Raw genomic sequence first — 25,575 nt, 5'->3', positions numbered from 1 at the left:
CGGACATGCACCGCTTCGCCGACGCGCACGCCGCCCCCGATCCGGCCTTTCCCTCCTTCGCCGAGACGGTGCGCTTCGCCCGCACCCGCGGCACGCCGACCGTCCGTGACGTACTGGCCCGGTCCGTGCAGAACGCGGTGGTGGCCATCCAGCCCCGCTGCGGGGTGGGTGGGCACGCCGAGATGCGGCAGTTGCTGCGCGCTCTCGACGCCGGTGCCCGGCCGGATGTCCTGACCCTCACCATTGACTCCCACACCCGGCTCAACCGCTTCGCCCACGCGGCCCGGCTGGCCGGCACCGACCCCGGCGCGCTGAACGGCTATCCGCTCGTGGCGCACGGCTGGCAGCGGGGCCGCGAGCTGGTCGAGTCGGTGTCCGCACCGGTGGAGATCCGGCACGGCTCCCCGGACGCCCGGCTGCTGTTCGAGGTCGCGGTGGCCGCCGGCGCCACGTCGTTCGAGGGCGGCGGCATCTCGTACAACCTCCCCTACTGCAAGGACGTACCGCTCGCGCACTCGCTGGCCTGCTGGCGCGAGGTCGACGCGAGGACCGGTGATCTCCGGCGCGCCGGGCTGACCCTGGACCGCGAGCTGTTCGGCACCCTCACCGGGGTGCTGACGCCGCCGTCGGTCAGCCTGGCCATCGGCGTGATCGAGGCCGCCCTCGCCGCGGCCGAGGGGGTGGGCTGCCTGTCGTTGTCCTATCCGCAGGGCGGGCACCTCGCCCAGGACGTCGCCGCACTGCGCGCCATTCCCGTGCTGGCCGCGCGCTATCTGCCGGCGGATGTCGAGGTGTATCCGGTGCTGCACGAGTTCATGGGCGTCTTCCCGGGCCAACGGGCCCACGCCGAGCAGCTGATCTTCTACGGGGCGCTCACCGCCCGGCTGGGCGGAGCGGCGAAACTGGTGACCAAGACCTACCAGGAGGCGCTGGGCGTTCCGGACGCCCAGGCCAACATCGACGGAATGCGCCTGGCGGCGGTCGCCAATTCACCGCTCCTGGACTTCGTCACCGTCGACACGGAACGGGTCGAGGAGGAACTGGAGTGGCTGCTCGCCGAGGTGGATGACCTCGTCGCACCGGTACTCGGCGCCGCGGACCCGGCCCGTGCCGTCACCGCGGCCTTCGCCGAGGGCACGCTCGACATCCCGTTCAGCGCCAGCCGGTACGCCCGTGGGGACGTCCTGCCCTGCCGTGACGCCTCCGGTGCGATCCGCTATGCGGTGACCGGTGCGCTGCCCCTGTCCCCTGCCGCGGTGGACCGGCACCGCAGCAGCCTCGGCCTTGCCGACGGCCCGCACAGCATGCGTACCCTCGTCGACCGGGTCACGCACGACATCCACCACTTCCTGCACCTCTTCAGAGAGATCGAGCCGTGAGCCGCGGCAGGCCCGGTCCCTCCGGTGGCCCGGACGGCTCCGGAGCACGCACCTCCTGCACGCCGTGCACCACGCCGGGCCGGATGCGGACCGCTTCCCAGCCCTCCGGCGGCTCGGGGCCCAGGTGGTACGAGATGTGTGACTCCGTCGCCTGGCGGGTGACCTCACACACCCGCACCTGCCCCCGGGGCGCCATCGCCAGCAGCCGGAAGCCCCGGTCGACCGCGTCCCCCGTGACGGTCGGGACGCCGCTGTGCGCCGGGAGGTACGACAGGCAGGCATCACCGGTGACCACGGCGACATGTAAGCGGAGGCAGGACGCGCCGGTACGCAGCCGGCTGCCCTCCAGCCGGTCCCGGAGGGCGAAGGCCGTCCGCACGGCACGCGTGGCGTCGTCCCGGCGCGGGGTGTCGATTCCGAACACGGCGGAGAACACCGGTGCCGTCATCGGGCCCACGGTCCCCCCGTTCTGCGTGGAGTGCTGCCGCAGCACCGCCTCGAAGTCCGCCATCGCCTGCTGCACGCCGTCCAGATCATGGTCGTCGGACAGGTCGTGGCGCACCCACGCCAGGACGACGCTGACCCGGGTGCGCCGGGGCGTCGACCGGTGGCTCGTACACGGCCGGTCGCCGTCCTCCACACGGTCGGGCACCACCCGGTGATCGCGTCTGTGGTCCCTGCCCACCCGCGACAGGACGCGGCTCACGGACGAAGCATCACGGCCGTCGGGCGCCTCCGGCCGGCGCGTCGCCTGCTGCTCGACGAGGGTCGGCACCCTGGTCCGCTCGGGCGCCCTGGGCTGCTCCGCCACCGGCGCCGCCGGCACATCCAGCTCGGGGGCGTGGTCGAGGATGGACCGTTCCAGGCGACGCAGCTCCCGTGACGGCTCCAGTCCGAACTGCTCCACGAGTTCGCTCCTGATGCGCCGGAACACCGACAGTGCGTCGGTCTGCCGGCCGCATCGGTAGAACGCCAGCATCAGCTGGCCGCTCAGCCGCTCACGCAGCGGGTCCTCGGCGACGGCCGTCTGCAACTCGCCCAGAATCTCGTGGTGGTGGCCGATCGCCAGTCCGGCTTCGAAGTAGTCCTCCAGGGCGCCGAGCCGCTCGCTCTCCAGACCGTCCAGTTCGGGCCAGTGCAAGTCGCCGTCCGCCAGGTCGGCGAGGGCCGCACCCCGCCACAGGCCGAGCGCCCCCCGCAGTGTGCCCGCCGCGGCGGCATGGTCGCCGGCGCGGGCTTCGGCGCGTCCTCGCTCCACGTGCCGGCGGAACAGGAACAGATCCACCGTGTCGGGTTCGACCCGCAGCTGATATCCGGGAGCCAGCGTCAGTAAGGCCGCGGGGGTGTCCGTGGCCCCGTGGGCCAGATCGAGCCGCAGGCCCCGGACGGCGTTGCCGATCATCTTGCGTGCGGTGCGGGGCGTCTCGTCCGGCCACAGGACGTCGAGCAGCTTGTGTGTGGCCACGACCCGGTTGGCGTTCAGCAGAAGGTAGGCGAGCAGCCGGCGTTTGATCACTCCGCCGAGCGGCATGGCCGCGCCGTCCACGCCTGCCTGAAGAGAACCCAGTATGCGGAAGTTCACTGCAACCTCATTTCCTTCCGGCCCTGCCAAGAGCGTTCAGTGGGGGAGAACTTTCCGCGCTTTCTTGAACCCGGCATGAACCGGACAGGCGGTTTGGCAGGTCACGCTCCGTCACATTGCCGGGACGCCGGGTCCGGAGTCCAGCCTTCCGGACGGCCTTTGCCCTTTTGAACAGGCCGGCGCAGACCCCGGGGCACCGCGGGCGGCGACGGGCGGTCATGGGGAACGACACGCCCGTCTCGCCCCGGGCGGTCCGTGGATCAGATGAGGCCGGCGCGGATGGCGTAGGAGACGGCGTGTGCGCGGTTGCGCAGCCGTAAGCGCTTCATCAGGCCGTAGAGGATGTACTTCACCGTGCGCTCCGAATAGCACAACTTGGTGGCGATTTCGGCGAGTTCCCGGCCCTCCGCGACCAGGCGGAGGACATCGAGTTCGCGGGGGCTGACGCCCGAGGCGGTGAGGCCGCGCGGCGCGAGGACCTCCCGGTGGGTCCACCGGACCTGTTCCATCAGCGCGCCCTGCAAGGTGGGCGGGAAGCTGCCGCCGCCCTCCGCGACGGTGAGCAGGGTGCGGACGAAGGCGGCGGGAGTGAACGCGTCACGCCACAGCACGGCGCGCACTCCCCGGTCGATCGCCGCGGAGACATCTGCTCGCCAGTGCCGTCCGGCGACGAGGAGGAAGCGCGTGTCGGGCCGGTCGGACAGGGCGCGCAGCTGGTCCAGTGCGGTGGCGTCGACGGTGTCGAAGGCCGCGACGACGGCGTCGGCCTCGTGGATCCTCTCCGGTGGGACTTCCTGGACGCGGTGGTCGTGCTGGAGGGAGCTGACAAGGCCCGCGTGGACCACGACGTCGGGTGAGTGGACCGCCACACACACGGTGCCGGTGAGTATCTGCTCAGGCATTGCGCCTCCCCATCGGAAATCGCCCATGAGGTAGGTGATCGTGCCACGCACTTTCCGGAAACCGGCATTCCGCACGCCTCGATCACTTAAGGACAGGGAAACCTGGCACGAGTGCCGGGCGTGCGGACCCGACGGGTGGGACCGGTGCGGGGCGTTCGTCGCCACACCGCCCGCGGCGGACGCACGTTCAGTGGTCCGGGGCGGTCAGGAGGTTGCCGGTGAGCATGGCCGAGACGACCTCGGTGCGGGACCGCAGGCCGGTGCGGGCGAACAGCCGTGACAGGCGATTGGCGACGGCGTCCTCGCTGAGCCGCAGCACGGTGGCGATCTGGCGGTTCGTGAGCCCCTCGGTCACCAGCGTGGCCAGCAGCTGCTCGTTCTCGGCGGTGGCCTGCCGGCGGCCGGGGACGGTCAGCCCGGCCTCGCGCATCGCGGCCCGGGTGCGGAAGCGGCTCAGCAACGAGCCCGTCTCGCCGTACAGTTCGTACGCCTCGTGCAGCAGCTCCGGGGGGCCCGCGACCCCGGCCGCCGCCGTCAGCGTGACCGCGGTCTCGAACGGCTGGCACCGCGAGCGGGCCAGCTCCACCGCCTCGTGCAGCATCGCGCGCGCGTCGCCGCAGCGCTGCTCCCGCACCCGCGCCACTGCCAGCAGGTACAGCAGCCGGGTGCGTCCACTGCCGGTGCGCCCGGCGAGCTCCTCCAGGCGCCACAGACAGGACGCCGCCGCATCGGCCCTGCCGTCCGCCGCGCGGAGCATGGCGAGGGCGGCGGCCAGCTCGTCGGTGCCGTAGACATAGCCGCGCGCGTCGGCCTCCCGCAGCCCGTGCCGCAAGATGCGGTCGGCGGCGTCGGGACGGCCCATGGTCCGCAGCACCGCGGCCTCGGCGACGTCCAGGAAGATCTCCGTATGTCCCTCGTGGGTCCCGCGCTCACCGGCGATCAGACGGGCGGCGCCGGCCGGCTTGCCCCTGGCCAGCAGGATGGCGGCCGTCCCCGCGGCGAACAGATGGTGCTGGGGCGCCGCGATGAACGTCTGCTCCTTCGCGACCATGCCGCGCGCCAGCGCCAGCGCGTCGTCCCACCGGCCCTGGAGGTGGAGCAGGAGGAAGTGGGTGGCAGAGGGAAGCGCCTCGGGCGGCATCCCGCGGTCCTTCAGCAGGTCCATGGCGCCGCACAGGTCGGCGTTGCCGAGCAGATGGAGGGCGTACCCGGCCGCTATCGAGTACCGCACGTCCGGGGGGAGGCCGGGGTCCGGCGGCGTCTCCAGGGCACGGGCGAGCAGGTCGGTCCGGCCCTGCACCAGGTGCCCGACGGCCTGCGTCATCTCGGGTATCAGCCGGAGGCGCGGATGCGGGCGCCACACCGTCTCCGTCCGCGAGAGCAGGTCCAGCCCCTCCTGCCACCGCTCGCTCATGCACAACGCAAGCGCCCGCGCCGGCAACGCGGCCTCCGGGGGCAGCGGCAGCCGGTCCCACCACTCGGCCGCCCCCATCCGGGACAGCTGCGGCCAGTCCTTCACGGAGGTGACCGCGACGACATGGAGGGTGGCGAGCTCGTGCAGATCCGGGCCGCTGACGACGTGGGAGGGGTCGCGCAGAATCGTCTCCGCCGCCCGGCCCGCCGCCGGATGGTCGCCCACGACCCAGGCGGCCTTCACACACCACAGCAACGCCAGTTCGCGGGCCGCCGGTTCCTCGATCAGGCGCAGCGCCGCCCGGAACCACCGCAGCATCCCGCGGTCCTCGGGGTCGGGGTGCAACGCCTCGGCGGCGGCGGTGAGTTCCGCCGCCGCGCGCTCGCGGTCGATCAGCCCGCCCGCGTCGGCGATCCGGTCGGCCAGGTACGTCACGGCGTCCGCCTCCGCCAGGACCACGGCCGGGCGCCGCGGGGCCGTCGCCGCGGCCGCGCCGTCCCGCGCCGCCCAGAGGGCCTCCACCGCGGCGGCGGACATCCGGGCGCGTTCCAGGGGTCCGAGCCGTTCCCGGGTGGCGTGCTCCATCAGCGGTGACCGGAACACCCAGCCCCGGGGGCCGCCGCCGTCCTCGCCGGGCAGTTCGTCGAGAAGGCCCGCGGCGATCAGGCGGCGCACGCCGTCGCCGACCTCCCGGTCGGACAGACCGGTGGACCCGGCCACCAGCGCCGCCGCCGTCCGGCCGAGCGGCCACAGGATGCTCAGTGCCGCCGCCGTCGTCCGGCACGGTTCGCCGAGCTCGTGCAGCGCCCTCATGAACCGGTCCGCATCGGGCAGTACGGGCACCGGCGCGCTCGCGGCGAGGAAGGCGTGCCCGTCGGCGATCCGCACCGCGTCCCGCCGGGACCACTCGGTGAGCAGCGCATCGGCGACCGCGGGAATCCCGCGGGTCAGCCCGAGGACGCGCTCGACCAGGGCCGGATCGGGCGCCGCCTGTAACCGCCGCGCCACCATGTCGGCGAGCTCCGGCCGGGTCAGGCGCGACAGGACGATCGTCCGCGCCGTGCCCGCCTCCGCCGGCGGTCCGGCGGCCGGGTCCGGCCGGCGGCCGGACCCGGCGTCACCGGTCCCGTCGGTGTGCCGTACCGACGTGATCACCAGCCGGACCTCCGGGGGACGCCGGGCGGCGACGGCTCCCAGTACGTCGAGGGATGCCGCGTCGGCGTACTGGGCGTCGTCCACCACCACGGCCACGGGCGCCACCTGCGTCAGCGCGGACAGCAGAGCGTCGGCGAGCGCCGCCCGGTCGCCCCGCTCCGTGGCGGGCAGCAGCTCGGCGTCCAGATCCGCCCGGCCGGCCGCGGGCTGCCTCCCGGTGACCGACCGGTGCTCCCGCACGGCCGTGACCACCCGCAGCGCCAGCAGCAGCGGACGGTCCTGGTCCGCGGGCACGCAGACCAGCGGCAGGACCATATGAGCCCGCGCGGCCAGCCGTGCGGCGGCCGCCTGCGCGAACGCGCTGCGCCCCGCGCCCCGTTCTCCCCGGACGAGCACCGGACCGGGGCCGTCGGGGTCGTCCAGGCAGCGTTCCAACTCGGCCAACTCCCGTTCGCGGCCCACCAGATGCGCGCCCGCGCCGTCCGCCCACATCGCCGTGGCGCCGCGTACCGCCCCGGTCTCCGCCGGCCGGCCACTGTCCACGCGAGCTCCTCAACAACGGGTCACCGGCGGGCGTTCCGCCTGGTGTGCGCGACGGGACCGGTGCGCCGGTCCCGTCGGAGCCTGCATTATGGCCGTCCCCCGCGACGACGTCACGATCGGCGGGACGGCCCCGGTCGACGTGGGCCGAAGCGAGTGAGGAGTCCAGTGGAACGCCGTGCATCTCTCGTCGGCAGGGACCACCAAGTCGGCGTGGTCGCCGACGCCCTGCGTCCGGCCGGTACGGCGCGGACCCTGCTCGTGACCGGCGAGGCCGGAGCGGGCAAGTCCGCCGTGCTGGACGAGGCACGGCACACGGTGGTCCAGGCGGGGACCAAGGTGCTGCGGCTGTCCTGGGAGACCACCGGCGGTTCGACCGGGGCCGCCGGCCTCGCCGACGCCGTCTGCGGCGTGCTCGCCGAGATCCAGCACGGCCGGCTCCTGGCCCACATCACCGCCGTGCGCCGGGCGCAGTCGCGCTCCGGTGACGGCGGCGAACTGACGCTGCTGTCCACACTGGGCGAGACCCTCGCGGACGCGGCGGGCCACGTGCCGTTCGCCCTCGTCCTCGACGGCGCCGAGCGCATGCCGCCGCCGACCGCGTCCGCGCTCCAGCTGATGCTGCGCGTCTTCCGGCCCGCCGGCCTGCCGGTGGTGATGGCCGGGCGTCCGGTGCCCGGGGGCCCGGCCGGCGCGCCCGACCTGGCGACGGCGGCCGACCGGGTGCTCGATCTGCCGCCGCTGCGGCCGGCGGACGTCGGCGAGCTCGTCGGGCAGCGCCTCGGCCGTCCCGCCGACCCCGCGCTGCTCTCGGCGGTGCGGCGTTCCCTCGGCCCGCTGGCCGGCAACCCCGCGGCCGTGCTGTCGGTGCTCACCGCGCTGGCCGAGGACGACGGCCTGGTCGACCTCGACGGCCGTACCTGCCTGGCCGGAAGGGGGGTGGACCTGCGGCTCACCGTGGACGCGGAACCGCTGCGCCGGGTCACCGCCGACGGGACGGACGCCGCCGTCGTCCTGGCCGGCCTCCTGCACCGCGCCGAGCTGCGGCTGGAGGACCTGCACAGCCTGATCCCGGCGTGCGCGGTGCTCGCCGCGGACCTCGGCCGGACGGTGGACCGGCTGGTGCGGGAGCGGGTGTTGACCCTCGACGGGGACGGCCGGCTGGCCTTCGCCGTCCCCGCGCTGGCGGCGGCGCTGCGGACGCTGCCGTCCCGCCGCGACGTCCGCTCGGTGCACGCCGCCGTCGTGCAGACGGTCGCCGAGCGGCTGGGCCCCGCCACCACGGGCGCCTGCCATCCGCTGCTGGCCGACCACGTCGCGGCCGCGGGCCCCGCGCTGAACGACGGTGTGGCGGTGCCGCTGCTGCTGGCGGCCGCCGCCAGGGACGCCCGGTCCTACCACCCGCGGGCGGCGCGGGCCTACCTGTCCGCGCTGCGCCGCCTGCCGCCCAACTACCCCGCGACGCTGGGCGTGCTGCGGGAGGCCGCCGAACTGGGGCTGGGGTGCGGCGACCACGCCGGCGTCCTCGCGCTGGGCGAGCCGATCCTCGCCGGCCTGCGGGACCCCGGCCCCACCGACGGCGGCGGGCTGGAGTTCGCCACCCTCGCCTGGGGGCTGTCCGCGCTGCACGAGCACCGGTCGCCCTACGACAACGATGCCGTGCCCCGGGAGGTGTTCGCGCGGATGCCGCGGACGGCGCTGCTGGCCGCGCTCGGCGGCCGGTACGGGATCGGCCCGCTCACCCCGTGGCCGCCGTCCACGGCACCCGCCCCGGACAGCGGCCGGCTGCCCGACGGGCACGGTCCGCTGCCGTCCCGGGCCGAGCTGCGGACGCTGGCCGCCGCCGTGGGCGGCCACGAGGAGCTGGCGCGGGCCCTGCACGGCCTCCGGCACGAGGCGGCCACCGAGCGGCTGCGCGACGCCGCGGCCTACGGCGACCTGGCGGGCGCCCTCGATTCCGTGCTGGGCGAACGCTATGTACGCGCGGACCACAGCGCCGCCGGCCGCTACCACGCCATGGTCCGCGACTACCTGGCCGGGCGCTGGGACGACGCGCTGTCGGCGGCCCGCGGCATCGAGCGGCGCGGCGGGGTCTGCGGCGGGCCGGGCACCAGCCAGTTGGCCCGGGCACTGGCGGCCGAGATCCACTGCTTCCGCGGGGACCTCGTACGCGCCCGCGAGTGGCTCGACCGCATTCCCGGCACGGTCGTCCACCCGTTGGTGGCCCGCGCCCGGCTGGGGGTGCGGTACTGGTCGGGACAGCAGGACGCGGCGCTGGAGGAGGCGTGGCAGGACGTGCGGCGGGCGCGCGGCAGCGGGCTGCTCACGGGAGCCGAGCGGGTGCTGCTGCGCATCCTGGAGTTCGCCGAGGAGACCCGGCCGGAGCAGGCGCGGCAGGCCCTGGAGCAGCTCGCGGCGCTGCACGCGGAGGTGGACACGGCCATGACCCGGGAGGCGCTGCTGGCCGGCCGCGGGGTGCTGGACCGCGACGCGGACGGCACGCACGACGCCTACCGCTCGGCCGAGCGGCGGGGCGACCGGCACATGATGCTGTACTGCTGCCAGATCCTCGCCGAGGTCGGCGACGATCCCCAGCCGTGGCTGGCCGAGGCGGCGCGGCACACCCATCTGCTGTCGCTGGGGCGTCCCGGGCGCGTGCTGCTCGGCCGGTCGGCGCAGCGCCGCAACGTGCCGCTGCCGAGGGGCCGTTCGTCCCGCGAGGGCCTGAGCGAGGCGGATGTGCGGCTGATCGGGATGGTCGGCGAGGGCGGGACCAACCGGCAGATCGCGGCCCGTCTGGCGTGCAGTGAGAAGACGGTCGAACAACGGCTGGCCCGGCTGTTCCAGCGCACCGGCCGGCGTTCGCGGGTGGAGCTGGTGGCCGCCTGGCTGGACGGGAGCCTGTCCTTCATGGTGTGAGCAGCGAGCGGCCGGCCAGGGCGGCGGCCAGGGCCCGGGTGTGTCCGGGAAAGGCGAGCTCCACCGCTTCGCCCAGCACACCGCAGCCCTGGGTCTCGGCGGTGCGCGCCATCTCGGGCAGTCCCGCGGCCGCACGCGTCGGCAACAGCGCGAAAACCTCCAGGGTGTCCCGTGTGCTGTGCGCTCCGAAGAGACGCACCTCGTGCGCAGCGGCCATGAGCCCCGTTTCCTCCTGGAGTTCGCGCACCGCCGCCTCCTGCCAGCTTTCCCCGACTTCCAGGTAGCCGCCGGGCAGGGCCCATCGGCCACGCCCCGGCGGGAGGGCACGGCGGATCACGACGATGCCCCGGGAGCCGTCCTCCTGTGTCACGGGCTGGAGGGCGACCGCGGCAGGCAGCGGGTTGCGCCAGAGCGTCTCGTCACACGCAGGGCAGTTCAACGGCCAGCTCGTGGTGTCCGTGTAGGCGTGGCCGCAATACGGGCAGTGTGCGATGCGGCGCCCGTGCGTGAATCCCATGAACGCCTCGTTTCCTACCAGGGCCCGCAGCAAAGCTGAGGCGGGCCGGGCCGGTAAAGGTGCCGTCGTGCCCCGGCGGCCCGCGGGAAGTATCGAATTCTCGGACGGCTCACACCGTAACGATCTCCGGAGAATTACCGGTTAATCGGCCGGCTATCGCCCGTGGTCCACGGTGGTTCCACGTGATTCCCGAGGGATTCCGGCAGCGCCTCTAGAGTGCTCCGCGTGCCGAGTCGAGGCCGCAGGAGTACCGGCCCGTGCGGGACTTGAGAGGGCTCTTCACCAGTACGCCTCGGCCGTCAATGGTGCACCCCTTTTCTCTGACCGTCAGCGTCATCGAGAGGGGCCGAATACCACCGCTCCACAGTTTCTTGGCGTCCGGTAGCTGATTCGTCCGAGCAAAGGAACAAGGCATGGAACAGCCCGCCTTCGCATCCGCCGAAGCCCCCTGTGCGGCAGAGCGCGAGGTCACGCGCGGATGCTTCCGGGCGTCGCCGTCCGACCCCCACCTCGCGCCCAGGGAGCGGCTGCTGGGCAACGCGACGCCCCTGCACGGTCCGACCGCGGCCCCCTTGCGGGAGCAAGAGGCCGACGTCCGCGGCCTGCACCAGGAGGTCACCGAGCAGCTGTGGCGTCAGGGCCTGGCCGTCGTGCAGCTCGACCAGCCGCTGTCACCCGGCCGCTTCAGGACACTCGGCGACGGCTTGGGCACCGCGACCCCGGAAACGGATCCCGCGGTACAGCCGTTCGTGCAGGACGGAGTCATCCTCAACCTCCGCAGCCGGCACGCGCCCACGGCGGAGGTGTCGCTCCAGCCCTTCGCCCGCAACTCGCTCTCCCTGCACTCCGAGAGCAGCGGTGCCGAGGTGTCGAGGCAGCCCCGGTACATCGTGCTCATGTGCGTCCATCCCGGCGACGAGACCCCGCACGCCCGGACGGTGCTGGTGCCCATGCGGGAGGTGGCACGCCGGCTGTCGCCCGGCACCCTGGAGCTGCTGTCCCGTACCCGTTACCGGGACAGTCCGGCGGCGCCGCCCATCGCCCGCCATGTCGACGGCCGTTGGGTGTTCTCCTTCCGCGACTTCCTCGATCAAGAGCTGCGGTGGACGCACGACCGGCCGGACACCGACCCCGAGGCGGTCAACGCGGCCCTGCGCGAGCTGCTGACCGCCATGTACGCGCCCGAAGAGGCGCTCGCGGTGCGCTGGCGCCGGGGGCTGCTCGTCGTGATCGACAACACCTACTACTTCCACGGCCGCACCGCCGGCGCCGCGGCACCCCCGCGACAGCAACGGCACCTCCAGCGCCTCCGCATCCGCTAGGGGCGTCGCCCGCGCCGGATCCCCACCGAAGGCCCCTCCCCACCACTCCCTGCGAGATGCCGATGACACTGTTCGACTCCCCTCTGCTCCCGCGTCCTTCGCACGCGTCACCGGACGCCCTGGCGATGTCCCTGCGGGCACCCCGGCCCGCCGGGATATCCGACACCTTCGTCACCCACGTCGACGAGCGGGTGCTCGACGTCTTCGCCCGGGCCCGCCGCCCCGACGATCCGCTGGAACTGCGCAACCTGTGGCTGGGCCGCGTGGAGAACGAACTGGGCAGCCACGCGCACCATCCGGCACTGGCCGAGCAGTGGCGGGACAGCCGCCGGCTCCGCCCGGTCGAACCGGAGCAGGTGCTGAGCTCCCGGGCGACCGTCCGGTTCGTCAAGGAGCTGTTCAACTGGTACTTCCGCGACGACCTGTACGGCGATCTCCGGGACAACGCGCAGTACATCCTCTCCGGCGGAGCGGTGGACGAGGAGCGGTGGGGTCTGCCGCAGAGCCTGAAGGAATGCGTCCGCTTCGCTCTGGACCGCGACTGGTACGGCTACTCCGACTCGCGGGGGCGCTACCCGGCGCGCGAGGCGATCGCCGCCTACGAGACCGCCCGGCTCGACGGCGTGCGCTACGGGCCCGAACACGTGGCCATGACCATGGGCGGGACCTTCGCCGTGAGCACGCTCGCGGACTTCGTGCTCCACGACGTCTCCCCGGCCACGCCACCGGCGCTGTGCGCGATCCCCAACTACCCGCCCCTGGTCGAGACGATCGCCCGCCGGCACGACATACAGCTGGTTCCCCTGGACAGCGAGCACGGCCAGACCTCGATCGAGCCGCTCCTCGCGGCGCTCACCCCCGACACCCCTCTGGTGCTGCTCCAGACCGTGGGCAACCCCACCGGCGCGGCCGTCACGGAGGAGGGCCTGCAACGGCTGATCCAGGCCGCCTCCCCCTCCACCGTCATCGTCCTCGACGAGTGCCATGAGTGGCTGGGCGCCTACGAGGAGCGCTCCGCCGCGCGCGGCGCGCCCCATGTCGTCCGGGTCTCCAGCCTGTCCAAGACCTGGTCGGCCCCGGGGCTCAAGGCGGGCTGGTTCCTCGCCGACCCCGCCTTCATCGCCGAGTACTACGAGTACGCCTCCTCCTCCTTCGGCGGGCCGCCGTCGTTCTTCTACACGATCGTGGAAGTGCTGGCGCGCATGGAGCGCTGGCTGATCACCGGCCTGGACGAGCCCGGAACCGGCGAACTCAAGGAGTTCGAGGCGTCCTACGGACTCGACGTCGAGCGGCTACGGCACGCCTACCGCACCTACCGGACGGAGCGGCTGCGAAGGGCGGAGGAACTCACCGTGCTCCGCGACGCCGCCACCGTCCGCCTGGCGGAGACACCCGCCCGGGTGCTCACCCCGCGCTTCTCCATCAACACCGCTCTGGAACTGCCCGGCTGGGACGACTCCTACCGATGTTTCCGGGACGTGCTGCGGGAGACGGGGGTGTCCCTGTTCCCCGGCATCCTCACCTTCTGCTTCTCCGGTGCCGTCATGCGGCTCACCACCGCCCGTCCCTGGGAGCAGCTCGCACCCGCTCTGGACCGGCTGGGATCCCATCTCGTGGCCAGGGCGGCCCGGTGACGTCCTCCCCCCACCACGAAGAGCGAGGGGCCGCATGAACTCCTGGGCCGTACCGGACGGCAGGCACAAACTCGTCCTCGGCATGGTGCACCTGACGCCCCTGCCCGGCACCCCCTTCCACCAGCCCGACAGCTTCCCGGAGATCCTCGACACGGCGGTGGCGTCCGCCCGGGCCCTGTACGACGGCGGCGCGGACGGCTGCCTCATCCAGACGGTCGACCGGGTCTACAGCGTCGCCGACGAGTCGGACCCGGCACGTACCGTCGCGATGGGCCTGATCACGCGCGCGGTCGCCGAGGCGACCGGCGGGGCGTTCCGCGTCGGCGTCCAGATGATGCGCAACGCCACCAGGGCATCGCTCGCCGTGGCACAGGTGGCCGGGGGCGACTACGTCCGGGCCGGCGCCCTGGTGGGGCAGACCCTCACCGCCCACGGCATGGTGCGGCCCGATCCGCTGGAGGTCATGAGCTATCGCCGCTCGATCGGCGCGGAGCGCGTGGGCATCGTGGCGGACATCGACTCCATGCACTTCACCTGGCACGGAGGGGAGAAGACCACCGCGGAGGTGGCGCGCGCGGCCCGCACCGTCGGCGCCGACGCGGTGTCGCTCTCGCACCCTGACGAACGCACGGCCCTGCACATGATCGCGTCCGTCCGCGAGGCCGCGCCCCACCTGCCCGTCATCCTGGCCGGACACACCAACCACGACAACGCGGCACGCTTGCTCGCCGCCGCGGACGGAGCGTTCGTGGGCACCTGCCTGGAGCGGGAGGGCTGGGGCGGCACGGTCGATACCGGCCTCGTGCGGCGTTACGTCGACATCGTCCGGGAGGCCGAGCGATGACGCCCGCGCACGGCCCGGGTCCCGGCCCGGCCGGACCGCCGCAGCTGGACCCTGAGGTGATGCTCCGTCAGGTACAGTGCCTCGCCGACGACCTACGGGCCCACGCCGCACCCTTCGCCGAACAGGTGCGAGCGCTGCCGGACTCCCTGGACCTGGCAGGCATCGAGTCGGTGGTCATCGTCGGCAACGGCGACAGTGACCACGCCGCCCGGGCCGTCGAGATGGCTTTCCGGTCCCTCGCCGGTGTGGACTGCCGGCCGGTGAGCGCGCTGCCCTTCACCCACTACCGGAGGTCCGCCGCCCCCTCCTCCCCGGCCCGCGTGCTCACCCTCGCGATCTCCGCCTCGGGCAGCAGCCCGCTGGTGGTCCGGTCGGCCGAGCAGGCGAGGGCGGAGGGGGGCGCGGTCGTGGCGCTCACCGGAGGAGCGGCGAGCCCGCTCGCCCGGGCCGCACACGGCACCGTCCTGCTCGCGCTGCCCGGCCAGGAGCCGTCTCCGGGCGTACGCACCTACCAGGCCAGTCTCCTCGGAGCGCTGCTGCTGGCGATAGCCCTGGGGCAGGCACGTGGACACCTGGACCGCGCGACGGCCGACACCCTGCGGGACGAACTCGGCGCCCTGGCCGACGCGGTCGAAGCCACCGTGGGCGAGAACATCCGGCGGACCCGGCAGATCGCCGACCGGATCGCGCACGCACCGGTGCTGACCCTGCTCGGTGGCGGACCGTCCCATGGCAGCGCCCTGTACAGCGCGGCGAAAGCCATCGAGACCTCCGCCGTCTTCGCCGTCGGCCAGGACCTGGAGGAGTGGTGCCATGTCGAGCGGTTCGCCGGCCCGCGCGACCTGCCGGTCTTCGTGCTGGCCCCGGACGGCCGCTGCTCCCGGCACGCCCGCCGGGTCGCACAGCGCGCCGCCGAGCTGGGGCGACGGCTCATCGCGGTCGCTCCCGCTGACCACCTCGACGGCCTCCACGCCTGGGCGGAGCTGCCCGTCCACGGGCAGGTGCGCGAGGAATTCTCCCCGCTGCTCTACCACTTGTTCGCCGCCCCTCTCGCCTGCCACCTCGCCCAGTGCCTGAACCGGGTCCCGTTCGCCGCCGGCCGGGCCCCGCACGCCCCGCCGGCACCGGCGAGCCACCAGGCGGCCCTGCGCTCCCGCCCGTTCCCACCCCCAACTCCCGAGACCGTGAAGGAAGAAGCACCATGACCGAGACCGCCCAGAGCCTGCCCCTCGAAGAGACCCTCGACATCCTGCGTAAGGAGTTGCACCACCTCCCCGCGGCGGAACGCGAGGCCAAGGCGGTGCAACTGCTGTCGGTCCTCGGCCGCGCGAAAGCCACCGACGCTTCGGCGCTCCCGCCCCTCGAAGCGCCCGGCCTCCGCCGCTCCCCCCTGCTGATCTGCGACTGGGCGGCCGATCTCGGGCTGGACGGGACGACCCAGCAGCTCGGCATCGAGGTGGCCCCCGGCCCCACCCGGGTGTCGAAGACCGACGACGCCACCGGACGCTCGCTGCTCTCCAGCGGTCATGTCGGTGCCGACATCCTGCACGTTCCCGCCGGCAGCGGCTTCGCCCCGCACACCCACCCCGGGGACCATCTGCTGTTCGTCCTGGCGGGCACCGGCACCATCGCCGTCGCCGGAGAGATCGTGGAGACCCGTCCCGGACAGGTCTACATGGTGGAGGGCGCCCTCACCCACGCGGTGGGCGCGGTGACCGACCACATGATCCTCGCCGTGGGCGCTCCGCACCGTCACCTGGACAGCCCCGAACGGCAGGAACTCACCGCGTACACCGCGCTCCTGGGTGACCTCGGCCGGATCACCTGCCGTATCTGCGACATCGAGGGCTCCAGCGGCGAGGAGCTCGCCGCGAAGGGCTGCCCGCACTCCCCGCACCGGCTCGGCTGAACCCTCGGGTCGTCGCACCACCTGCCGTCCCCTGACCCGAAACCACCTGGAAAGCAGGGCCCACGATGTCGCAGCACCCACTCACTCCGCCCTTGACCGACCCGCGCACCGGCCGGGAGCGGTGGTCCCTCGCCGTCGGCCGCGAAGCCGAGACCCGTGCGGCGGTGGCGGCCGCCCGCGGCGCCCAGCCCGCCTGGGCCGGCCTCACTCCCCGGGAGCGGGCGCGACGCCTGCTGCGGTTCGCGGACCTCATCGAGGAGAACGCCGCTTCGTATGTGGCGGCCGAGCAGGCCGGTACCGGGAAACCAGACGCCGAGGCACAGGGCGAGGTCGAGAACTGCGCCGATCTGCTGCGGTTCTACGCCGGCGCCCAGCGTGCCGACACCGCACCCGCGGGCGGCCGCCGGATGAGCGGCCGCGAGAGCTGGGTGCGCTGGGAGCCCATGGGCGTCGTCGCGGCGATCGTGCCCTGGAACTACCCGCTCATGATGGCCGCCTGGCGCATCGGGCCGGCGCTCGCCGCCGGCAACACCGTCGTGCTCAAGCCCGCGCTGACCACTCCGGACACCGCCCTGCTGCTCGCCCGGGACGCGGCCACGGCCCTGGTCCCCGACGCGTTGGTGACGGTGCCGGGCGACCGCGACACCGGGCGGCTGCTCGTCGCCGAGGACATCGACATGGTGGCCTTCACCGGCAGCGAGGCCGGGGGCCAGGATGTCGCCGGCCGGGCGGCACTGCACCGGGTCAGCCTGGAGCTGGGCGGCAACTGCCCCGCCCTGGTGCTCCCGGACGCGCCCGAGGACACCTGCGAGGAGCTGGTGCGGGCCGTCACGTACAACGCCGGTCAGAGCTGTGCCGCTCCGGCCCGGGTGATCACTCTGCGGGAGAACTACGACCGGACCGTCGCCGGGCTGGCCAAGGCGATGGGCGACCGGCGCGCCGGATCCGACTTCGGACCGCTCAACAACGCCGACCAGGCGGCGCGTTACGACCGCATCGTGGGAAGCAGCGCGGCGGGCGTCGACCATGTCGCCGACATCGCGGCGCAGCGGGGCCAGGAGAACGGCTTCTGGCGGCCCGGACGGATCCTCGCCGATCTGGCGCCGGACGACCCGGCAGTGGTGGAGGAGGTGTTCGGCCCGGTGCTGACGGTCCAGGCGGTGGACGACGTCGACGAGGCGGTGGCCCTGGCCAACTCCGTACGGCAGGCGCTCGCCGCGAGCGTCTGGGGATCCGGCACGGCCACCACACTCGCCCTGGCCCACGAGCTGAACGCCGGGGAGGTCTGGGTCAACTGCCACCTGGACCAGAGCCCCGAGCTCCCGCACGGCGGCCGCGGCAGCTCCGGGCACGGCACGGACATGAGCGTCCTCGCCCTCACGGAGTACCAGCGTCCCAAGACCGTCACGGTGCGCCTCCACACGCACTGACGCCCCCCGGCCGGGCCCCTGCCGGGCCCCTTGCCCCCAGCCCGGGTCCGCCGTGCCCGGCCGGGCCGACGAAGGAGAAGAAGAGAAACATGAGTGCTAGGACCGGTCGAACCGGTGACGCTCTGAGCGAGACGGTCCGCGACCTCGTCGCCCGCCAGTTGCCCGACACGGCCGGTGTCGACCTGACGCCGGACCTCCCACTACGGGACGCCGGGCTGAACTCCCTGGGCACCGTCGCCACGCTGGTGGCGATCGAGAGCGAGTTCGGTCTCAGCCTCCCCGACGAGCTGATCACCCCGGAGACCTTCCACAGCGTCCGGACGCTGGCCGCCGCCCTCGCGTCCGTGGTGGATGCGGAACCGGGCGCAACGGGCAAGGCGAGGGCCGAAGATGCCGTCACCTGAACCAACACTGAGGTTCGGAGTCCACTCCGGGCAGCAGTATGAGACGTACGACGAGATCCTGGCCCTGTGGCGCAGGGCCGAGGAACTCGGCTACGACTGGTGCTCGATCTTCGACCACTTGCGACCACCCATGGGCGGTCCGGAAGGCCCGTGCTTCGAGGGCACCACGCTGCTCTCCGCACTGGCCGCGCAGACGGACCGGATCCGCGCCGCGCTCATGGTCGCGCCGGTGGCCTGGCGTCATCCGGCGATGCTGGCCGCGCTCGCCGCGACCATCGACCACGTCAGCGCCGGGCGGGTGGAGATCGGCATCGGCGTCGGCGGGGCCGATCTGGCCCACGAGCAGTACGGCTTCGGCCTGCCGGCACGCACCGAGCGACGGGAAATGCTGGAGGAGACCGCCACGGTCCTGCGGGGCCTGTGGTCGGGCGAGCGGTTCTCGTTCACCGGCAAGCACGTCCGCATCACCGAGGGCTACCTCCGTCCGGCCCCGGTGCAGCCGCGGCTGCCACTGGTCGTCGGCGGTGCGAGCGGGCCCGTACTGCGGGTGGTCGCCCGGCACGGCGACGTGTGGAACAGCCTGCTCACGGACACCGCCCGGTATCGCCGACGCATGGAGCAGCTGGACCGCGAGTGCGAACGGGCCGGCCGTGACCGGGCGGAGATCCGCCGTTCGATGACCTTCCGCGCCCTGCTCGTCGACGACCCGGCGGAACTGCCGGCCAGACTCGACCGATTGCGTCGCACCTTCCCGCCCGATTCCCCGGTCTGGCCGGAGTATCTCCTCTTCGGTACGCCGGAGCAGTGCGTCGAAGCGCTGCTGCCCTACCGCGAACTGGGCGTCACCGACTTCGTGCTGGGCGTCCGGCCCCCGGTGGACCACGACACCGTCACGCTCTTCGCCGAACGCGTGATCCCCCAGCTGCGCCCCGCCTCCACCCCGGCGTGAGCCCACCATCCGCCCCTGAGCAAACACCCCCACCACACCATCCACCGTGCTGACGTTCACGTGCCCTGAGCGGTGCCGCCAAGAAGGGAAACCCGTATGGCCAATTACTATTCCAAAGGATTCGCCGCCTTCTTCGACAGCAGTTACACCGGCTGGGTGGACCGGTTCTCACCGAAGCTGGCCGAACACCTGGCACAAACAGCCGGGGACGACCTCACCGCGGCGGACATCTGCTGCGGCACCGGCGTGACCGCCGCGCATTTCCTTGAGCGCGGATGGACCCTCTACGGGGTGGACGGTTCCAAGGCCATGCTCGATCTCGCGCGCACCCGGCACACCGGGCGGATCGAGGAGGGCAGGTTCTGCGTAATACAGGCCGATGCCCGCTCGTTCGACCTGCCCACCACCGTCGCCGCATGCGTCAGCCTGGACGGCGCACTCAACCACCTGCCCTCCCTCGACGATCTGCGACGGTGCTTCACCGCGGTAGCCACTGCACTCGCACCGGCCGGCGAGTTCGTGTTCGACCTCTACGAGCAGTCGCACTTCCTCCACTGGAACCACGCCACGCTCACGGACAGCCCCGAGGCGGTCGTGGTCAAGCGCGGAGTATGGGACACCGGCAGCCGCAGCGGAATGCTGCGGGTCTCAGGCATGTTCAACGCCGGGGACCGGGCCCAGCGGGTCGACCAGACCCTGACGAGCTGGCACTACGACACCACCGACGTCACCGAGGCCCTGCACGCGGCAGGACTGGAGCCACTCCCCCACGACTTCGGCGGCATCGACCTCAAGTGCGACTCGGGCTCCTGCTCCCGGACCGACGTGCCGTGCCGCACGATCTATCGCGCGCGAAAGATCTGACCCGGCGGCGGACGGCCGACTCCACGACACCGGGTACCGGCGGTCCCGCCGACCGTGCGAGGCTCGGTGGCCGGGACGCGGAGGCCACTCGTGCGAGGGCCGGGAAGCCGTCCCGGCACGAGACGTGTTCGGCTGACCGGGCGGCGCCGCCAACGACCGCTGCGCGCAGTGGTCCGGGCCCCCTTCCGGACCGGGCTGCCCCTGTCCGGAAGGGGGCCCGACCGCTCTGCACGGCAACCTCCCCGTCCAATACCTTCGCAGGTCAGCGCACCCTTCCCCGAGGCTTCAGGGCCACCGGCGGGAGTTCGGGAGCGGCCAGTCGGTCGCCGTCGTAGCCGTGGACGGTACCGAAGCGGGAGCCGGTGGTCCATTCCGAGCGGGCGTCCTCGATGTCCTGCTGGGAGCGGCCGATGAAGTTCCACCACATCACGATCTTCTCCTCGAACGGCTCGCCGCCCAGGAGCAGCAGGCTGCTGTCCGAGTCCGCGCGCAGGGGCAACTCGGCGCGGCCGCAGCCGAGGTAGAGGAGGGAGCCGGGGGCCAGCCGGACGCCGTCGACCTCGCTCTCGCCGGAGATGGTGAGCGCCGCGTACTCGAAGTCGGGGTCGAGCGGCAGGCGGGTGTCCGTGCCGCCGGTGAGGGTGAGGTCGGCGCCGACGAGAGGGGAGTAGGTGGTGCCGGGCGAGGTGGCGCCGGCCAGTTCACCGAGGATGACGGTGGCGGAGAGGCCGCCGCCGTTGATCACCGGCAGGTCGGCGTGGTGCTCGAAGGACGGCGCGGTGTCACGGTGCGCGCCGGGGAGTGCCACCCAGAGCTGGGCGCCGTGCAGGAAAGGGCCATGGCCGTGCGGCGATTCCTCGGAGTGTGCGATGGCCCGGCCGGACGTCATCAGGCCCAGTTCCCGTGGCCGTACGGTCTGGAGACTGCCGAGGCTGTCGCGGTGCAGCACCTCGCCCTCACGCAGCCAGCTGACGGTCTGGAGTCCCATGTGCGGATGCGGCGGCACCTGCATGCCGGGCTCGTCGACGATGTCGTCCGGACCGTAGTGGTCGACGAAGCACCAGGCGCCGACCATCCGCCGGCCGAGGTTCGGCAGCAGCCGGCGGACGACGGTGCTCTCGCCGAGGGGTACCTGCTTGCCGGGCTGGACGTCGCGGACCGGGCCCGTGCGGCCGGTGCCGCCGCACAGGCTGGGCGCGGGTCTGAGATCGAGGTTGCTCATGGCGCCACGATAGGCACGGTCAGCGGTGCGGTCCGGGCAGGCACACGAAGCGCCGCGGATGATGCCCCGTCATGCATACAGCTCGCGCAGCCGCACGGACAGGCAGGTCACACAGCCCTCCAGCTTCTCGAACTCGCTGATGTCCACGACCACCGGCTCGTAGCCCAGATCGGCGAAGAGCTCCGCGCTGCGGGGCGCGCCGGCGGCCATCAGCAGCTTGCCGCCGCCGAGCAGCACGACATGGGCGCCGGACTCCTCGGGGACGGGCAGGAAGCGGGGGAAGACGGCGGGGTCGTCGACCAGGGGCGGATGGCCGATGACGGTGCCGTCCGGGAGCGCGGTCACGGCGGATTTGAGATGCAGTACGCGGCTCACCGGCACCGCGACCACGCGGGCCCCCAACGGCTCGAAGGCGGCGCGGAGTTGGCGGACGCCCTCGGTGTTGGTGCGGCCGCCGCGGCCCACGTGGACGGTGTCGCCGACCTTGAGGATGTCGCCGCCGTCCAGGGTGCCGGGCGCCCGGATCTCGTTGACGGAGCAGCCGAGCGCCTCGACGGCCGCGCGGGCGTCCGCCACCTCGGGCCGCCGCTCTCCGGCGCCGGGGCGGGCGAGCAGGGCGACATTGCGGAACATGACCATGGTGTCCTCGACGAAGACCGCGTCGGGGCAGTCGTCGGCGGGGGCGACCTCGGTGAGGTGCCAGCCGTGGTCGCGCAGCACCTGGACGTAGGACTCCCACTGGCGCAGGGCGAGGGCGGGGTCGACCGGGCGCCGGTCTATGTGGGTGACCAGCCCCTCGGCGAGGCGGGGACCGGGGCGGCGGACGAGCGCCTGCTTGCTGGGCATGCGGCTGCGGCTCCTTTCGGGGGGTGGATCGGGGGCGGTCGGGTACTCGGGGCGGGGTGCGGTCGGCAGGCAGGCAGGCCCGGTCAGTCGTCAACTCCGTACGTGGCGCGCAGGGCGTTCTCGACGGCGGCGCGGGCCGCGTGGTGGTCCAGGCCGAGGCGCTGGGCGCGGCGGGCGTAGTTCTCGGCGGCCGCGGCGGCTTCCTTGTCGGCGGCCTCCCCGGCCGCCGCGATGAAGCTGCCGTTGCGGCCGCGGGTCTCGATCACGCCGTCGGTCTCCAGGGCGCGGTATGCCTTGGCCACGGTGTTGGCGGCCAGGCCGAGCTCTTCGGCGAGACCGCGGACGGTGGGGAGCTTGTAGCCGACCGGCAGACCGCCGTCCCTGGCCTGGTCCGCGATCTGGGTGCGTACCTGTTCGAACGGCGCGGCGGCCGCGGCCGGATCGATGGTGATGGTCAAGGTCTGCGGGGACACGGTGGCGCTCCTGTTGCTGGTGGTGGGGCGGGCGGATGCGCGACGGCGCGTACCCCTGGGTGACCCCGGGGTCCGTGCGCGTACGCGTACCCGTCGGTGCGCGTGTTTGTCGCATCCATTGTGCGTCAGGAGCGCCCGCTGTGACGGGAGGTTTCTCCTCTCGGGAGGTGTCACCCGTCGGGCAGTGTCCAGTCAGGCGGTGTCCCCTCGGGCGGTGTCCCCCAGGCGGTTGTCCCCCAGGCGGTTGTCCCCCCGGGAAGGATCACAGCTCCAGGGTGGTGCCCGTCGTCCGCAGCCAGGCGTTCATGCCGAGGACCAGCTCGGCGCCGGGGCGGATGCCGGGCGTCGCGCCGTCGGCGGTGGCCTGCGCGAGGGCGCCGGAGTCCAGCAGCGGCCGGACGGGAGCGGCGCGGTCGGCGGCCAGCTCCTTGAGTTCGTCGCGCAACGCCTCGATATAGCGCGGGTCCTGGATGCTGGGGTAGGGGCTCTTGACCCGGTCGGCGACCACGTCGGGCAGCACGTCGCGGGTGGCGGCGCGCAGCAGCGACTTCTCCCGGCCGTCGAACGTCTTCATCGGCCACGGGGTGTTGAAGACATAGTCGACGAGCCGGTGGTCGCAGAACGGGACGCGGACCTCCAGGCCGACGGCCATACTGGCCCGGTCCTTGCGGTCGAGCAGGATCTGTACGAAGCGGGTCAGATGCAGATAGCTGATCTCGCGCATCCGCCGCTGGAGGCCGGTCTCGCTGTCGAGGCGGGGCACTTCGGCGAGCGCCTCGCGATAGCGGCGCGCGGTGTATCCGGGCAGGTCGAGCTTGCCCAGCAAGCCGCGGTCCAGCAGCGCCTCGCGGGTGCCGCCACCGCCGGCGAACCGGCCGGAGAGGCCGGCCGCGATCCAGGGGAAGGTGTCGGCGTGCACCGCCTCGGGGTCGTGGAACCATCGGTAGCCGCCGAAGACCTCATCCGCGGACTCGCCGGACAGCGCGACCGTGGACTGCTCGCGGATGGCCTTGAACAGCAGGTAGAGGGAGGTGTCGCCGTCGCCGAAGCCGTTGGGCAGATCGCGGGCGGCGAGGACCGCGGCGCGGTGGCCGGGGTCCATCAGGGCGGCGGTGTCCAGGACGATGTCCTGGTGCTCGGCGCGGACGTGATCGGCGAGGGCGTGCGCGTACGGCCCGTCGGGGGTACCGCGCAGATCGTCGGGCCGGAAGTTCTCGGTGTAGCCGGTGAAGTCGACGGCGAACGAGCGGACCGGGCCGCGCCCCTGGGCGGCCAGCGCGCCGGCGGCGAGCGCGGTGAGGGCGGAGGAGTCCAGGCCGCCGGAGAGCAGGGTGCACAGCGGGACATCGGCGATCAGCTGGCGGTCCACGATGTCGTCGAGCAGCGCGCGGACGTGCGCGACGGTGGTGTCGAGGTCGTCGGTGTGCTCGTGGACGGTGAGGGCCCAGTAGCGCTTGACGGTCACCCCGCCGCGGCCGACCCGGACGAGATGGCCGGGGCGTACCTCGTGCATGCCCTGGTAGACGGCGTGGCCCGGGGTCTTGGTGAAGGTGATGAGTTCGGCCAGGCCCTCGGCGTCGACGGTGGGGCGGATGGCGGGGTGGGCGAGGATCGCCTTGGGCTCGGAGCCGAACAGCACCCCGTCGGGGGTGGGGTGGTAGTAGAGCGGCTTGATGCCCATCCGGTCGCGTATCAGCAGGAGTTGCCGGCTTCGTGGGTCCCAGAGCGCCAGGGCGTACATGCCGTTGAGGCGCTCGGCGAACGCCTCGCCCCACTGGAGGTAGGCGTGCAGCACCACTTCGGTGTCGCTGCGGGTGCGGAAGGTGTGGCCCAGCTGCTCCAGTTCGGCGCGCAGTTCGCGGTAGTTGTACACCTCACCGCTGTAGGTGGTGACGAGCAGGGTGCGGCCGTCGTGGGTCACGGTCATGGGCTGCTTGCCGCCGTCGAGGTCGATGACGGCGAGTCGGCGGTGGCCGAACGCGGCGTGGGTGTCGAACCAGAGGCCGGCCGCGTCCGGGCCGCGGCAGGCCATGGTTTCGGTCATCGCCTCAAGGGTGGCGCGCTGTCCGGTGAGGTCGTGGTCGTAGGAGATCCATCCGGTGATTCCGCACATGCTCGCGGCTCCTCCTTCGGGGGCCGTCGCATCCGGGCGGCGGCCTGCGGCAGGCACCGTACGCGCGGATAGGTGTATCGGCCACACAAGCCGTCCCGGAGCGGCCGGAACGGGCCACGCGCGCACCGCATTACGGAAAAGCAGCGGCAAAGCGGGGCCCGCACACCGGAAAAGAAGCGGCAATTTCACCTCCTGCCGACACCATCGGCCGGTTCCCCGAAGACGCGCGTCACCTACGTGAGTTGGGGGCGGCCGAGGCGCCGGGCGCGCTCGCTGCGGCGCCGGCCCGGCGGGCGAGCAGGACCTCGTCGCCGGCCCGGCGGGCGAGCAGGATTTCGTCGCCGCGGCGCCCCCTCAGAGGGACGTCGACGACTTCGGTATGCCGACGGGGAGGTCGGCGATCAGCACATACCGCTCATCGGCCACCTCCTTGCCCCACAGCGCCGGATCGTGCGCGAGGCTCTCCACTCGTGTGCGCACCGCCAACGGCTCGACGAGGGCGGCGAGTTCGGCGGCCGGCAGACCTATCGGGTCGGCCTCGCCCCAGCGGCCCTCCACCAGCACCAGCCGGCCACCGGGGGTGAGCAGACCGGCCCAGTGCCGCAGCGCGGCCGCGGGATCAGGCAGGGCCCACAGGACATGGCGCACCAGGACGACATCGAACCGCCGCTCCCCCACGGGCGGTTCGGCGGCGTCACCGACCAGGAACACGGCATCGCGGCCCGCGAGCTTGGTGCGCGCCCGCTCGATCATGCGCGCGGAGCGGTCGAGACCCGTGACGCGATGCCCCTGCTCGGCGGCGAGCAGGGAGAGGCTTCCGGTGCCGCAGCCCAGGTCGAGGACGGCGGCGGGCCCGGCGGGCAGCCAGGAGCGCAGCCGGGCGGCCCAGGCGGAGCGGACGGCGGGGTCGCGCAGACCGTGGTCGGGCTCCTCGTCGAAGGATGCGGCGGCCGCTTCCCAATAGGCGGCGTCGGCGGTCGGCAGCGGCGGGTTGAGGGGCTCGGTCACGGGCTGACAGGACGGATCGGCGGGCGCGTCGGGGCTCATGTGCCGATGGTGGCAGCACCCACTGACAACGCCGGCGGACACGGCTTCCGGGCGTACTGCGCGGGCCGGTGGCGGGCGCCGGGGAGAGCGCCCGGACAGGGTGAGGGGGT

20 protein-coding genes are annotated in these 25,575 nt (G+C 73.2%); 11 read left to right on the top strand and 9 right to left on the bottom strand.

Annotated elements, in window-relative coordinates; translation table 11 throughout:
* Nucleotides 1-5 precede the first annotated feature (5 nt).
* The gene (locus tag ACFWJW_RS23925; RefSeq protein ID WP_387244911.1) at nucleotides 6-1,379 is read left to right on the top strand and encodes a methylaspartate mutase; all 1,374 of its coding nucleotides are present in this window, start codon (nucleotides 6-8) and stop codon (nucleotides 1,377-1,379) included.
* Here ACFWJW_RS23925 and ACFWJW_RS23920 read toward each other — a convergent pair.
* The 3 genes from ACFWJW_RS23920 to ACFWJW_RS23910 all read right to left on the bottom strand — a co-directional run bounded on the left by ACFWJW_RS23920 (nucleotide 1,360) and on the right by ACFWJW_RS23910 (nucleotide 6,975).
* Entirely contained in the window at nucleotides 1,360-2,961 is a 1,602-nt protein-coding gene (locus ACFWJW_RS23920) for a BTAD domain-containing putative transcriptional regulator (RefSeq protein WP_387244908.1), read from the bottom strand. The genes ACFWJW_RS23925 and ACFWJW_RS23920 overlap by 20 nt on opposite strands.
* Nucleotides 2,962-3,221: 260 nt before the next feature.
* On the bottom strand, nucleotides 3,222-3,863 hold the full coding sequence (locus ACFWJW_RS23915) for a response regulator transcription factor (RefSeq protein WP_387244905.1): 642 nt from the start codon (nucleotides 3,861-3,863) through the stop codon (nucleotides 3,222-3,224).
* Nucleotides 3,864-4,050: 187 nt separating this feature from the next.
* Nucleotides 4,051-6,975, bottom strand: coding sequence for an AAA family ATPase (locus tag ACFWJW_RS23910; RefSeq protein ID WP_387244902.1), 2,925 nt, complete (start codon nucleotides 6,973-6,975; stop codon nucleotides 4,051-4,053).
* 165 nt (nucleotides 6,976-7,140) lie between these two features.
* Between ACFWJW_RS23910 and ACFWJW_RS23905 the strand changes: the two genes are divergently transcribed.
* A complete protein-coding gene (locus tag ACFWJW_RS23905; protein ID WP_387244899.1) occupies nucleotides 7,141-9,891 on the top strand; it encodes an AAA family ATPase in 2,751 nt (916 codons plus the stop codon).
* On the opposite strand, the gene ACFWJW_RS23900 is transcribed toward ACFWJW_RS23905, so the two are convergent.
* Nucleotides 9,881-10,408, bottom strand: a complete 528-nt coding sequence (locus ACFWJW_RS23900; protein ID WP_387244896.1) for an NUDIX domain-containing protein — start codon at nucleotides 10,406-10,408, stop codon at nucleotides 9,881-9,883. The two genes, ACFWJW_RS23905 and ACFWJW_RS23900, sit on opposite strands and share 11 nt — an antisense overlap.
* A gap of 413 nt (nucleotides 10,409-10,821) precedes the next feature.
* On the opposite strand from ACFWJW_RS23900, the gene ACFWJW_RS23895 reads away from it, so the two are divergent.
* The 9 genes from ACFWJW_RS23895 (at nucleotide 10,822) to ACFWJW_RS23855 (ending at nucleotide 19,764) form a co-directional block, all read left to right on the top strand.
* Complete coding sequence (locus ACFWJW_RS23895; RefSeq protein WP_387244893.1) at nucleotides 10,822-11,730, top strand: TauD/TfdA family dioxygenase; 909 nt, start codon at nucleotides 10,822-10,824, stop codon at nucleotides 11,728-11,730.
* 56 nt (nucleotides 11,731-11,786) lie between these two features.
* Entirely contained in the window at nucleotides 11,787-13,364 is a 1,578-nt protein-coding gene (locus ACFWJW_RS23890; protein WP_387244890.1) for a pyridoxal phosphate-dependent aminotransferase, read from the top strand.
* A gap of 34 nt (nucleotides 13,365-13,398) precedes the next feature.
* Nucleotides 13,399-14,208 carry a BtpA/SgcQ family protein gene (locus ACFWJW_RS23885; RefSeq protein WP_387244887.1) on the top strand — a complete coding sequence of 270 codons (810 nt, stop codon included), beginning with the start codon at nucleotides 13,399-13,401 and terminating at the stop codon, nucleotides 14,206-14,208.
* 59 nt (nucleotides 14,209-14,267) lie between these two features.
* Entirely contained in the window at nucleotides 14,268-15,413 is a 1,146-nt protein-coding gene (locus ACFWJW_RS23880) for an SIS domain-containing protein (protein ID WP_387244884.1), read from the top strand.
* The gene (locus ACFWJW_RS23875; RefSeq protein WP_387244881.1) at nucleotides 15,410-16,117 is read left to right on the top strand and encodes a cupin domain-containing protein; all 708 of its coding nucleotides are present in this window, start codon (nucleotides 15,410-15,412) and stop codon (nucleotides 16,115-16,117) included. The genes ACFWJW_RS23880 and ACFWJW_RS23875 overlap by 4 nt, the downstream gene beginning before the upstream one ends.
* Nucleotides 16,118-16,209: 92 nt before the next feature.
* Nucleotides 16,210-17,547: an aldehyde dehydrogenase family protein gene (locus ACFWJW_RS23870; protein ID WP_387244878.1), complete on the top strand. Its 1,338-nt coding sequence runs from the start codon at nucleotides 16,210-16,212 to the stop codon at nucleotides 17,545-17,547.
* Between the two features lie 89 nt (nucleotides 17,548-17,636).
* Nucleotides 17,637-17,951, top strand: a complete 315-nt coding sequence (locus tag ACFWJW_RS23865; RefSeq protein WP_387244874.1) for a phosphopantetheine-binding protein — start codon at nucleotides 17,637-17,639, stop codon at nucleotides 17,949-17,951.
* A complete protein-coding gene (locus tag ACFWJW_RS23860; protein WP_387244871.1) occupies nucleotides 17,938-18,900 on the top strand; it encodes an LLM class flavin-dependent oxidoreductase in 963 nt (320 codons plus the stop codon). The genes ACFWJW_RS23865 and ACFWJW_RS23860 overlap by 14 nt, the downstream gene beginning before the upstream one ends.
* Nucleotides 18,901-18,996: 96 nt before the next feature.
* Entirely contained in the window at nucleotides 18,997-19,764 is a 768-nt protein-coding gene (locus ACFWJW_RS23855) for a class I SAM-dependent DNA methyltransferase (RefSeq protein ID WP_387244869.1), read from the top strand.
* A gap of 262 nt (nucleotides 19,765-20,026) precedes the next feature.
* Here the strand turns inward: ACFWJW_RS23855 and ACFWJW_RS23850 are convergent, their stop codons facing one another.
* From ACFWJW_RS23850 to ACFWJW_RS23830, 5 genes are all read right to left on the bottom strand, one after another.
* Entirely contained in the window at nucleotides 20,027-20,986 is a 960-nt protein-coding gene (locus ACFWJW_RS23850; protein WP_387244866.1) for a pirin family protein, read from the bottom strand.
* 69 nt (nucleotides 20,987-21,055) lie between these two features.
* Nucleotides 21,056-21,832, bottom strand: coding sequence for a dimethylargininase (gene ddaH / locus ACFWJW_RS23845; RefSeq protein WP_387244863.1), 777 nt, complete (start codon nucleotides 21,830-21,832; stop codon nucleotides 21,056-21,058).
* Nucleotides 21,833-21,915: 83 nt separating this feature from the next.
* Entirely contained in the window at nucleotides 21,916-22,305 is a 390-nt protein-coding gene (locus ACFWJW_RS23840) for a GntR family transcriptional regulator (RefSeq protein WP_387244860.1), read from the bottom strand.
* 262 nt (nucleotides 22,306-22,567) lie between these two features.
* Entirely contained in the window at nucleotides 22,568-24,418 is a 1,851-nt protein-coding gene (gene asnB, locus ACFWJW_RS23835) for an asparagine synthase (glutamine-hydrolyzing) (RefSeq protein ID WP_387244857.1), read from the bottom strand.
* Nucleotides 24,419-24,772: 354 nt separating this feature from the next.
* A complete protein-coding gene (locus ACFWJW_RS23830; protein ID WP_387244854.1) occupies nucleotides 24,773-25,465 on the bottom strand; it encodes a class I SAM-dependent methyltransferase in 693 nt (230 codons plus the stop codon).
* Nucleotides 25,466-25,575: the final 110 nt, after the last annotated feature.

Source organism: Streptomyces sp. NPDC127097 (genome assembly GCF_042724075.1).
In the GTDB taxonomy this organism is placed as follows: domain Bacteria; phylum Actinomycetota; class Actinomycetes; order Streptomycetales; family Streptomycetaceae; genus Streptomyces.
Note: the sequence above shows the minus strand (reverse complement) of the source record. Positions and strands in the feature narration are given on the sequence as shown.